Origin of the sequence: Luteolibacter yonseiensis (assembly GCF_016595465.1) — a bacterium.
Lineage (GTDB): Bacteria > Verrucomicrobiota > Verrucomicrobiia > Verrucomicrobiales > Akkermansiaceae > Luteolibacter > Luteolibacter yonseiensis.
Genome location: NZ_JAENIK010000004.1, coordinates 226,055 through 238,516 on the forward strand (window position 1 = coordinate 226,055; position 12,462 = coordinate 238,516).

Annotated in this window: 7 protein-coding genes; 2 read left to right on the forward strand and 5 right to left on the reverse strand. The window is 63.3% G+C overall.

Annotation, left to right across the window (positions count from 1 at the left end):
- The first annotated feature begins 7 nt into the window (after window positions 1-7).
- Window positions 8-1,489, forward strand: coding sequence for an SUMF1/EgtB/PvdO family nonheme iron enzyme (locus tag JIN84_RS02705; protein WP_200349468.1), 1,482 nt, complete (start codon window positions 8-10; stop codon window positions 1,487-1,489).
- Between the two features lie 177 nt (window positions 1,490-1,666).
- Here JIN84_RS02705 and JIN84_RS02710 read toward each other — a convergent pair whose 3' ends face one another.
- Window positions 1,667-2,332 (reverse strand): response regulator transcription factor, encoded by a 666-nt coding sequence (locus JIN84_RS02710; RefSeq protein WP_200349469.1) that lies wholly within the window; start codon window positions 2,330-2,332, stop codon window positions 1,667-1,669.
- A 45-nt stretch (window positions 2,333-2,377) separates the two neighbouring features.
- Entirely contained in the window at window positions 2,378-4,408 is a 2,031-nt protein-coding gene (locus JIN84_RS02715; RefSeq protein ID WP_200349470.1) for a histidine kinase, read from the reverse strand.
- Window positions 4,409-4,768: 360 nt separating this feature from the next.
- Here JIN84_RS02715 and JIN84_RS02720 point away from each other — a divergent pair, with 360 nt between their 5' ends.
- On the forward strand, window positions 4,769-9,094 hold the full coding sequence (locus JIN84_RS02720; protein ID WP_200349471.1) for a beta strand repeat-containing protein: 4,326 nt from the start codon (window positions 4,769-4,771) through the stop codon (window positions 9,092-9,094).
- A gap of 100 nt (window positions 9,095-9,194) precedes the next feature.
- On the opposite strand, the gene JIN84_RS02725 is transcribed toward JIN84_RS02720, so the two are convergent.
- The 3 genes from JIN84_RS02725 to JIN84_RS02735 all read right to left on the reverse strand — a co-directional run bounded on the left by JIN84_RS02725 (window position 9,195) and on the right by JIN84_RS02735 (window position 12,313).
- Window positions 9,195-10,103, reverse strand: coding sequence for a dienelactone hydrolase family protein (locus tag JIN84_RS02725; protein WP_200349472.1), 909 nt, complete (start codon window positions 10,101-10,103; stop codon window positions 9,195-9,197).
- A gap of 93 nt (window positions 10,104-10,196) precedes the next feature.
- The gene (locus tag JIN84_RS02730) at window positions 10,197-11,573 is read right to left on the reverse strand and encodes a serine/threonine-protein kinase (protein ID WP_200349473.1); all 1,377 of its coding nucleotides are present in this window, start codon (window positions 11,571-11,573) and stop codon (window positions 10,197-10,199) included.
- Window positions 11,570-12,313, reverse strand: a complete 744-nt coding sequence (locus tag JIN84_RS02735) for an RNA polymerase sigma factor (protein WP_200349474.1) — start codon at window positions 12,311-12,313, stop codon at window positions 11,570-11,572. The genes JIN84_RS02730 and JIN84_RS02735 overlap by 4 nt, the downstream gene beginning before the upstream one ends.
- Window positions 12,314-12,462: the final 149 nt, after the last annotated feature.

Below are 12,462 nucleotides of genomic sequence, written 5' to 3' on the forward strand. Positions count from 1 at the left end.
CATGTCCATGAATCCCGCTCCTGACGAACGCCACCTCGGCGAATACCGCCTGCGGGAGCTCCTCGCGGAAAACGCCACCACCCGCACCTGGCTCGCCGAGCAGATCTCTGTCGCCCGGCTCGTGCTCGTGGATGAACTCACGGACGAGAACGAGCGGGGGAATTTCCTCGCGGATGTCCGCGCGAAGGCCGGCGTCGACCATCCGCTCGTCGGTTCCGTATATGAGGCTGTCGCCGAGCCGGGAGCGTGTTTCTATGCGCACGAACTGCTGCCCGGCACCACCTTGGAGCAGCGGAGGCTGGCGAACGATCCTTTCCCTCCCGCACGCCTGGCCATGATCCTGCGCCGGGTTTCCGAGGCTCACCTCCAGCACGAGTCGCTCGGCCAGGCCACCTCGCCCATGGGACTGGATGCCGTCTATCTGGATGAACACGCCGTCATCCGCCTGAAAAATCTCGCCATCGCCGGCATCCGGACTCCCGAAGAATCGGTGAGGGACGTTTTCCACCTCGGCCACGCCCTGGTCCCGCTCGTGGCATCCACAAAACCGGGAGCCACCCGGCTGCTCACGCTTCTGAGCTGGATGCGCGGCGAGGGTCTTGAAGGTCCGCTCACCTGGGCGCAAACACGGGATTTCTGCATGCAGATCGAGCACCAGCTCGCCGATCCTCCCTCCGTCCTCACACCGACCAAGGGCGGCTCCCGCTCGAGGAAAAAACTACCCGCCTCCGTCATCTTCGGGGCCACGGCCGCCGTTCTCGTCGGCATCGTCGCGGTCTCCATGACCCTCCGGCCGCCGCTACCCACCGCGCCACCCCGCGCGAAGCTGCCGGATGCCGTGCCCGTCCCTGCCGGAGAGCATCCGACGCCCGACGACAGCCAGGAAACCTTGCCCGCTTTCCGCATCTCCGCCCACGAAGTCACCATCGGCCAATACGAGGAATTTCTCACCGCCCTCTCCATCCTCGCCAAGGAAAAGCGCGCGGACATCTTCGATCCCGCCAGCCAACCCAAGGACAAGCCCGGTCACATTCCGGATGATTGGGACTCCCTTCTCGCAGCCGCGAAATCCAATGGCAGTTGGAAAAACCAGCCTGTCACGCTCGACTCGCCCGTCACGGGGGTCGATTGGTGGGACGCATCCGCCTACGCCGAGTGGAAAAAAGCCCGTCTTCCCACCCAAGAGGAATGGTTCGCCGCCCTCAGCCAGCAACTGCCGGACCCTGCCACCATCCCCACTTCCTCTTTCGCGCCGGTCTCCCCCGGAACCGCCGATCGCACTCCGACCGGCCTTCTGGGAATGGCGGGCAGTGCCTGCGAGTGGACGGCAAAACCCGCGCCGGATCCAGCCAATCCCCTGGGCGAGAAACTCTGGGTCATCATCGGCGGCTCCTACCTGAAGTCCGGCAGCAACGCCCTCACCCGCGAGTGGACCGCGGATCGCGGCCTGCGCCGCCCGGATCTGGGATTCCGGGTGGTCTTCGAGTGAAAATGGCAATAAAAAGGGGTCACACACTCGTGTGACCCCGTTTTTTAGTCATGAATACTATACTGAAGAGGACGATCCCCATCGCCTCGACGACGCAAAGGTGGCGGATGTTTTGAAATCTGTCATGTCACTAAATTATGGGACATGTTTCCGCCGGGCCGGGAGACGCCGATACCCTCAGGATAAATCGAGAAATCCCCTGCGGATCGCCTCGCTCACGGCGGCGGGCAGGCTGCGGACGTGAAGTTTGTCGAAGCTGCGCTTGATGTACTCCGTGGCGGAGTGCTGGCTGATTTTCAATTCATCGGCGATTTCCTGGCGGTTCATCCCCTTGGCCGAAAGCTGGAGCACCTCGCACTCGCGCGAGGAAAGGGCCTCCGCCTCGGGAATGGGGCTGAGCTGGCGGAAGGTTTGCAGGATCATACCCGCGATCTTCGGGTCCAGCGGCGTGCCGCCCGCGAGCACTTCCTCCAAGGTATCCATCAGGCGGGCGGCGCTGCCGGCCTTCACCAGATAGCCGTGTGCCCCGGCCTCCAGCGCGGCGAATACCTTGGCCTTGTCGGTGAACGCCGTGAGCACCAGCACCCGGGCATGGGGCAGGATTTCCCGTACCTTGCGGATGCCGGCGATGCCGCTCATGCCGGGCAGCCCCAGATCGGAAAGCACGAGATCCGCCTCCAGACCGCCCCTCAGGGCTTCGAGCGCGTCCTCCATGGTGGAAAAACCACCGACGCATTGGTAGCCTCCGCGTTCTTCAAGAACCATGGAAACGGATTCGCGGAAATCCGCATGGTCCTCGATCAGAATGAGCCGGATCGGTTTTTCCTTGGTCGTCGGTGGCATGCGGAGAAAAAATAGAACAACATCCGGCATTCGGAAAGCGCGGCTTTAACGCTTTTTTCTCCGCTCCAACGGCACGGCAAGCACCAGCCTTGTCCCGGTTTCCGCACTGCTTTCCACCTGCAGCTCCGCCCCGAGCGACTCCGTGCGCTGCCGCAACGCGCGCAGGGTGGCCGGGCGCTCGAGCTTGGCGGGCTCGATTCCCACTCCATTATCCGAGATGTTCAGGCGGAAAACATTGCCGACCTTCTCCGCGTGGATCTCCACGGTCGCCGCCTTCGCGTGGCGCATGATGTTGTGCAGCGCCTCGCGAAAAAACAGGAACAGATCGCGGTTGGATTCCTCGGGCAGCTCCACCTGCCACGCCTCTTCATTCGCCGTGAACTTCCACTCCAGGGTCTCCAGCATGATCGAACTCGTCTCGCGCAGATGTTCCACCGTGCCGATGCGGTGGTCCCCCGTGGGCCGGAGCAGCCAGACGATGTCACGCACGGCGCTCACCGTCTCGGCGGCGATCCGCTGGATGCGCTTCAACTCGGCGGACGGACCGGATCTTCCTTCCGCCAGATCCGCGATCATCTGGATGCTGCCGAGATTGCTGCCCACCTCGTCGTGCAGGTCTCCGGCGATGCGTTCGCGCACCTTCGTCAGTTCCCGGTTCGCATGCAGACGGTAGCGGATGGGCAGGGCGACGATCAGGAAACCTCCCGCCAGCACCAGCAGTCCGAAACAAATCTGCGCCGCCTGGCGCCACCCCGTCACCAGTTGGCGTGACTCCGCCAGCAGGTCATGACGCCGGGTCTCAAGGCGCACCCGCTGGTCCAACAGCTTCATCCACTCTTTTTCCGAAGCCAGCCGGCCGTCCGGACCGAAGCCGTCGCTCAACGCGGCGGTGCTCCAGAAGCGCCCTCCGGGAGCGATGACGCTCGACATGCTGTCCGGCGATTGCACGCCCTTGCCCAGGGCGAGATTGTTCTCTCCCGACAGGATTTCCAATTCGCTCAAGGCGAAGAACGCCGGAAATTCATCGAACGCCTTCCACAACTGCGTGGCCTCGACCTTCACCTGGCGGGCTCCCACCGGCTCGAATGAAACGAGCACCGGATTGTGACCCGGGTTGGCGAAGTCACGGGTCGCGATGATTTTCCAATTTTCTGAACCGGCCGATTCGGAAACCGAGATCACCAGCTTGCGCGGGAACCCGAAACCGCTGGGCAGGTCCGACGTGGGCCGCTTAGCGGGAAACAGAAGGACCGAATCGATCGTCGCAAGCTCCCGCAGATCCACCTTCAGGCTGGTGGCATCGGTGGCGGACTCACGCGCTTCCGACATCCAGCCGGTGTTTCCGTGTTCCTCGCCGGGAATCTCCGGCAACCCGAGAGGGGTTTTCCCGTCCACGAGGAAAGCGGGTTTCCAGTGCCATGGAGTGGACGGGGTGCCGCCACCCAGGCTGCGGACCTCCGCCGCATAAGCGATGTTCCGCGCCCCGGAGAAAACCATGGCTTCCGCCCAGGCATGGATGAACTGCCCCTTGTTCTCCGGGTCCGGTTTCAGGCGTGCCGCGGTGATCCGCAGTCCCGCCGCCGCCACCGGAGGCTCAACCTTGTAGACAAACGGCAGCCCTTTTCTGACAAGATTGCCGCTCGTGCTCCTTTCCGAAGCCACCTCCCGGATGACCGCCCCCGAGCCATCCAGCAATTCCACGGTGAAATCCTCCGGCAATCCATACTGCGGGTCCAGGCCATTCGCGTCGTAGCGCCGCGCGGGCACCAGTGCGACGAGATCCACCACCGGCGTGTCCCGCCAGCGGACCTCCACCCCCATCTGCGAATCCTGCGACGGACCGGCCTGTTGGTAGTTTCCGACGTACCCTCCCGTGCCGCCCTGGTCATCGATGGGGATGTTCGGCAGTTTCTCCAGTTCGGGATTCAGTTCGCCCAGCTGCTTCTGGACGACCTTCCACCGGTTCGAAAAAACCTCCGTCAACCGGCTGTCCCACGTCGCCTCCGCCGCGACCACCCCGGTCGCGGCCAGCAGGGAAACGCAGAAGTATCTCAGTAAACCCGGGAAGCCATTCATGTGCGGCAAGGGCTAGCACAATGCGCGGGAAGACGGGAGCACGGATTTCACGGAGGCCGGACGACTGAGAGGGGACCTGCGGCACCGTGGTCAGACGCCGGATTTCCGCAAGCTGTCCCTGCCGCATGCCGTGCCTGGGGCGCATCTTCAAAACGCACCTAAAAAAGTGTGTCGGCATCCGGAGAAAAATCCCGTTCCTCACCAAAGGAGGGAGATCGTGACTCTTTTCCGACCCAACCCTTTGTCGCGAGGCACTTTGCAACGCGTCCACTTCCGATCACGCAACCCTGAACCCATCGATTCTCCGTCCCTTGCGGCGGGTAATCATCTTTGAAATTCCAAAACCCCGACACTCCTCCTATGAAACCCAAAAACTCCCCTAGCCGTTTTATCCCCGCAGCATCGTCTTTGGCAGGCACGCTTGCTTTATGCCTTTTCGCCAACGCATCCGCCGCGACCTTCGTCTGGACCGGCGCGGGTGCCAGCACGAACCTGAACGTCGCCACCAACTGGAGTCCCAACGGCGTTCCGGCGTCCGCCGCCGGGAACATCGGTCAATTCGACGGGACCGCCGCCGGGAATCTTCTCCTCGGAACAAGCGGCCCGAGCGCGGGCACCAACCCGTGGAGCGTCCAGGTGACGGCGGGGCAGGATTCCTCGCTCACCATCGACCCTCCCTCCAGCACCACGAATTTCGTGCGGCTCTATGACATCACGATCGACGCCGGGGCCTTCGAGACCTCGGGCGCCGCCTTTTCCTTGGGAAATGGCGGGGGTACCCCGTGGGTCTACCTCGGCAATGCCACCGCACCGTACACCAACAATTCATTCACCAACAATTCCGCAGCCACGGCGCTGATCCAGTCGGACATCCGGTTCGGCAACGGCAGTTCCAGCAGCCGCATCCTGACCTTCAACGGCACGGGAAATTGGAACGTGACGGCCCCTCTGGGCATCAACGTCACCAATGTCACGGGTTCCCTCGGTATCGTGAAGAGCGGAGCGGGAGCCCTCACCCTGGCGGCCACGAACACCTTCTCCGACGGTCTCGTGCTGAATGAAGGCACGCTGAATGTCAATTCGGCCACCGCGCTGGGCGCGGCCGCCAGCACATTCACCATCGCCGGAGCAGTCACACTCGACAATACCAGCGGATCGGCCAAGACGATCTCCAACAACAACCCGCAGGTTTGGAACAGCGACTTCACGTTCGGCACGGAAGCGGGCACCACCTTGAACGACCTCGGTTTGGGGAATGGCGCGGTCAGCCTGGGCACGGCGGCCGGCACGAGCCGCACCGTGACCACCCGCGGAAGCGCCGTGTTGAGTGTCGGCGGTGTGGTGGCGGATGGCACCACCGTGACACGCATCATCAAGGAAGGAGCCGGCGGACTGAAATTCGACGGAAACAACACCTACAGCGGGGGAACCACCCTGGCGGCCGGTTTTCTCCACATCGGAAACAATTCCGCACTGGGTGCCGGCTCAGTGACGGTGACCGGCGGTGGTTTTGTGCCCCGGATCCAGGGCCGCACGATCGCCAACCCGATCTCGCTGGCGGCGGAGTTCATCATCGGCCAGCCGCTGGTCGGAAACCAGATGAACTTCTCGGGAACCATCGACCTCGGAGGTGTCAACCGCACCGTGACCGTGGCGGATACGACCCAGGCGTTGGATTCCACGATTTCCGGTGTGATTTCAAACGGCGGCCTTACCAAAAGCGGCGGCGGCACCTTGATCCTGTCCGCAGCGAATACTTTCGCAGGTCCGACCACCGTCAGCCAGGGAACCCTCACCCTGAACAACCCCACTCCGCTGGATTCCTCAAGCTCGGTGACCATCAACGGTACCGGCGCGAAGCTGATTCTCAGCGGCTCGGGAACGCTCGCCCAACCTGTCACCCTCACCCAGGGAACCATCGACGGCAACGGGAGCATCAACACGCTCACGGTCGCGGACGGAATCGCCAACACCGTGGCCGCAGGGAACGGCCAGCAAAGCGCCCTCAGTGTGGGCACCCTGACCTTCCAGGGAGCGGCTTCGTTGAACCTGACGAAAGACGGCCCGTTCGGCGGCCAACAGTTGTATGTCACCGACCTTGCGACGAGTTCCTCGGCTGATGTCGTGGTGACCGTCGCTTCCTCCACCGGAGTGTGGCAGGACAACGTGGACTACAGCCTGATCGAATTCACGAACTATCCGTCCGCTCCCGACGCATCGCACTTCACGCTGGTGCCTCCCGTCGGCCTGAACCCGAGCCAACAGGCGTCGCTGGTCAGAACAGAAACCGGGCTCGTCCTGCGGATCACCACCAATGCCATCCTGTGGACGGGATCGACGAACTCGAACTGGTTGGTGGGAGGTCCCACCAACTGGTTGAAAAACGACGAGGCGATCGCGTATTCCGACACCGAGGCGGTGCTTTTCGATGATACCTCCGGCGTTTTCGGCGTGAACATCACGGGAAGTGTCGGCCCGTTGGCGGCGATTTTCACCAACGATTTCAACGATTACACGGTGACGAGCACGGGGGCTGTCGGAATCGCGTCCGGCTCGCTGACGAAGAACGGTTTCGCGAAGGTGACGATCGCCAACACCAACTCCTACACCGGAGCGACCGTCATCACCGGAGGAACGCTGGAAGTCAGCGGCTCGATCGCCAGCAGTTCGACCCTCGCCGTCGCGAACAACGCAAAACTGGTTTTTGATCTGGCAGGCCCATCGAACGTGTATTCGAGCCCCATCACCGGCGGCGGTGCCGTGGTCAAGAATGGAAATGGCAGCCTGACCCTCTCCGGCGCGAGCACGGTCACCGGCGGCTTCACGCTGAATGCCGGCACCCTCAACATCAACAGCCCCTCCGCCCTCGGCGGAGGATCGGGAGTGGTCGAGATCAACGGCGGCATCCTCGACAACACCAGCGGCGGAGCGATCGCAACCACCTCCAACAAGCCTCAGGCATGGAACGGAGACTTCAACTTCACCGGCACCGGCAATCTCGACATGGGCACCGGCAACGTGACCCTCGGCGGTGGTGGAGACCGCATCGTGACGGTTGGCGGAGCTGGTGACATCCTCACGGTTGGAGAAATCAAGTCCGGCACCCAGGGACTCACCCTCACAGGCGGAGGAACGCTCGTCGCAACCAGCATCGGCAGTTTCGGGGATGCCAGCAAGATCGGCGGCACCCTCACCGTGAACGGCGGCACCACCCTGCAGATCAACCGCAGCAATGGAAACTCCCTGACAACGACAGGCGACTTTGTCGCGGCCGGCCTTGCGGGGACGGGAACGATCACCAGCGGAGCCACCGCCACCGAGCGCTCCCTGCAGATCAACAACGCCGTCGACAACACCTTCGGCGGCACGATCGCCGACGGCAGCACCGCGGCCCTGGCCTTGAACAAACAAGGCGTGGGGACCCTCACCCTCACGGGGACGAGTTCCTATACCGGCCCCACGGTGGTCGGCGGCGGTATCATCAATGTGAGGAGCAACAACGCCCTGGGCAACAGCCGTGTCCGGATCCTCGCCCAAGGTGCCGGATTGCAACTCCAAGGTGGAATCAGCCTTCCCGCCACGGTGACGTATCTGACGAGCAACGACGGCACGGGTGTCGGCGGCACCGGTTACGCCATTGCCAACGTCAGCGGTGACAACACCATCAACGGCGTGATCACGATGACCAGCGGCGCCGGAGGCACCCGCATCCAGTCGGACAGCGGCAGCCTCACCCTTGCCGGAAACATCACCAACGACCAGGCCCGCACGCTGACCCTGCACGGTGTTTCCACGGGAGCGAACACCGTCAGCGGGGTGATCATCAACGGCACCGGCGTGAACTCGCTGACCAAAGCCGGATCGGGCCTCTGGATATTGACGGGATCCAATACCTATACCGGTGTCACCACCATCAGCGAGGGCACCTTGCAACTGGGTAACGGCACCACGGATGGCACGATCGCGATGAGCAGCAGCGTCGTCAACAACGCCTCCCTCGTCTACAACTGGGCCGCGAGCCACACCGCGGGATATGTCATCAGCGGCACCGGTTCGGTCACCAAGAACGGGGCCGGCACCGCCACCTTGACCGGGGTGAACACCTATACCGGCACCACCACCGTCAACGCCGGGGAACTCGCCGTCACCGGCAATTCCATCGCGGACACGGGAACGGTCGTCATCAATGCCGGAAAAGTGAATCTGACGGGATCCGAAACCGTGGACAAACTCTTCTTCGGCGGCGTCCAGCAGCCAGCGGGAACCTACACCGCCGCAGGCGACGGAATCCACTTCTCGGGTGCGGGAAGCCTCATCGTCACCACCGGCTCGGGTGGCCCGTCCGGTTTTGGCACCTGGGCTTCGAACAACGGAGCCACCGGCCAATCCCCAAGCGATGACCATGACAACGACGGCGTGCCAAACGGTGTGGAGTTCTTCGTCGGTGCCACCGGCAGCGGTTTCACCGCCCTTCCTTCGGTGGTGTCGAACGCGGGTGTGAGAACGATCACATGGCCGAAGAGCGCGGCCTTCACCGGAGCCTACGAGGTGCAGGTCTCGTCCGACCTCGGCAGCTGGACCTCCGCTCCTGGCGGATCGGTGGTCGATAACGGCACCTCGGTCGTCTTCACATTCCCCTCGGGACCGAGCGTCCGCTTCGCCCGCCTGGTCGTGAAACCAAGCTGATATTCCCCGCGGGTGGCTGCTTCAGCATCGGCCGAGGCAGCCACCCGGTCGGGAACGATTTCGAAAAACCGCCCCCACGTAGCGAAGGGGCGGCGGTCCATCACTTCACATCACCGGCCGCCAGCCGGCTTTTGAAGAAATCCACCGTCCGCTGCCACGCCAGTTTCGCGGCGGGTTCGTCATAGCGCGGGGTGGTGTCATTGTGGAAGCCGTGGTTCACTCCCGGGTAGATGAAGGCTTCGTACTTCACCCCGGCTTTTTTCAGCGCCTCCTCGTAGACCGGCCAGCCGGCGTTCACCCTCTGGTCGAGTTCCGCATATTGGAGCAGCAGCGCTGCCTTGATCTTCGGCACATCCTCCGCCGGTGGCTGGCCTCCATAGAATGGAACGGCGGCCGTGATGATTTCCGGCAGGCGCACCGCCAGGGTGTTCGCCATCCCGCCGCCGAAGCAGAATCCGACCGCCCCGATCTTGCCGCCGCAGAAATCCCGCGCCTGCAACCACTTGGCCGCGGCAATGAAATCCTCCTCCATCTCTTCCTTCTTGCGCTTGGCCTGCATCGTGCGGCCCTCGTCGTCATTGCCCGGATAACCTCCGAGCGGCGTGAGCGCGTCCGGCGCGAAGGCGGCGAAACCCTCGATCGCGAGACGCCGGGTCACGTCCTCGATGTAAGGATTCAACCCGCGGTTCTCGTGGATGACGATGACGCCGGGCAGCTTGCCTTCTGCTTTCGCGGGGCGGGCGAGGTAGCCCTTGATCTTTCCTCCGCCAGCCGGGGACTCATAGGTTTCGTAGGAGGTCCTGATCCGTCCGTCGTCCTTCGGCACCTGTTCCGCCCAGGCATATCTCGGACTGAGCGCGGCGAGCAGGCCCGCCGCCGTGACGCCACCGATCGCGAAGCGCGAGGCGCGGTCCAGGAAGCCACGCCGGTCCACCTGGCCGTGGACATATTCGTCATAGAGATCGATGAGTTCCTGCGGGAAATCCTGGGCGGTTTTTCTGGAGTCCATCCCAGTGGAACAGCGCGAATCAGGAGAAGTTGCACAGATCTGGCTTTCGCCGCCTCCGTGAAGGTGGCGGGAGAAGACCTCCCTTGGACCCGATCAATGCTTCCCTTCCGAAATCCGGAGGATCCTCTCCCGCAGCTGTTGGACCAGGGCTTCCATTTTTTTCACTTTCTCATCATGGTCCGGAGGAGCGGGAGATCCGTCCGCCCTGCCGATGACCTGGACCGCCCGCGCCGACTGCAATTCCATGAAGGCGTCGTTGAAGTCCCGATATGCCAGATCCAGGGGGTATCCTTTCTCCGGCAGCCCTTCCCGGGAAATTTGCGGAGAACGGAGATCGGGTTTATGGGCAGGTGGATCGGTTGTCATCAGCCCTGCGATGATCCCCACCACCAAGACAGCGAAGGCAATCATTGCCGGTCCGCGCCTCCGCCACCATGGAGAGGATGCCTGAGGTGTTCCGCTCCGTTCCGTCCGCCCTTTCGCTTCCTCGAAATGCTCGCGGAATTCCGCGACGGTCCGGAAGCGTTGGTCCGGTTCTCTCTGCAACGCCTTCAGCAGGACCTCATCGATCCCCATATCCACCGCCGCGCGTTTTGATGGCGGGGTGATCACTCCGTTGCCGGGGCGCTGGCCGGTGATCATTTCATACAGCACCACGCCGAGCGAATAGATGTCCGCGCGGTGGTCGGAGGGGGCGGAGGCACGTTGCTCGGGAGCGGCATAGTCCGGCGTCCCGGCGGCGAGGGTGTGTGCCGCGGACGGATCCTGCGGAAGCGGGTGCGCTCCATCCGCGACCGGCTCGTCCATCATCCGGGCGATCCCGAAATCCGCGATTTTCACGATGCCGTTGCGGTCGATGAGCAGATTCTCCGGTTTCACATCGCGGTGGACGATGCCGCGCTCATGCGCAGCCTGCAACGCGTCGCAGACCGGGGTGATGATCCCCAGCGCCTCGTCCGGGGACAGACGCCGGCTGTCGATGAGCTGCCGCAGGTTCACCCCGTCCACGAATTCCATCAGCAGGTAAAAGTATCCGCCGGCCTCGCCGAAATCATGCACGCTGACGATGTGGGGATGGTTCAGCGCCGCGAGCGATCTCGCCTCGTTCGCGAACCGCCGTGCGAACATGGGGTCGCCCGCCCGTTCCGGAGCGAGCAGCTTCAGCGCGACATGCCGGTGCAGCGATTTCTGCCGGGCCTTGTAAACCACCCCCATCCCGCCGCGCCCGATGAGGGCCAGCACGTCGAGTTGGGGGAAAAAATCCGCCAGCTCTTCCACAGTGGGAACAGCGTAGGACATGTCCGACACTCCTCCTATCTGCGTGAGCGTGTCGAAGTTCAGCGCGCCCAGGCAGCGCGCGCACAATCCGTCCACGACGCTTCCCGTCAGCGGAGTGCCGCAGCGTGGGCATCCGGTTTCCTTATCCGCCTCTGTCGTCACGGGCATGTCTGTCAGGGTGGAATTGTTCATTGTCGGCCCAAGGTTGAAATCAGCGCCCGCATCTCGTCTTCCACCTCCTCGGGAGAGGATACCGTACCCGCCACCTCCTCGCGGAAAATTTCCCGGAAGCGTCTCCGGAACCGGTGGACCAGGCTGCGCGCGGATGCCGGGAGCAGCTGCAGCTCGCGTGCGATCGCCGGATAGTCGATGTCCCCGCGCTCCGCCGTGAGGCAGGATTTCAGAACGTCGAAGTCATTGGGCCGGGTGCTCCGTTCATACTCGCGCCGCAGGTGGTCCAGGGTGGTCCGCATGAGCACCATCGCCCAGTTCCGGTCGAACAGCAGCTCGTCCGGCACGGAGGAGCCCGCCGCGTCATCGGCGGAAAACAGGCGTTCCCCCTCCTCGGATTGAAGGCTCACCAACCGCGAACCACCGCCGCGCTTGTCCGCCCGGGTGCGGTCCCACTCGTTCGCGAGGAACCGCTTCATCGCCACCAGCAGGAAGGTCCGCAGACGCCCGCGATCCTGGTGCGCCGAGGACAGCCAGCCTTTTTCCAGCAGGCGGGAGAAGAAGTCATGCGTGAGATCCTGCGCGTCATGGGGGGAGTAACCGCGCCGCCGCACGTAGGCATACAGGGGGGAAAGGTATTGCCGGTAGAGCGACTCCACCGAGGCGTTCACCTGTGCCGGGGAATGGCCCTGCGCGCCGACCACCACGGACCAGCGGGTGGTGTGGAATTCTCCCAAATGGGTGTGGAAGGCGGGCGACATGAGATCGGATCAGGCAGATGGGGATGAAATCCGGCGGAAGCAGCATGGCATGATGGCGGAGGCCGGAGAAGCGGTAAAACCCGGAAAGCTTCGTGAGGAAAAGAAGCACACACTCCTGAGGGGGAAGCGGATGGCCGGCAGGAGAATCG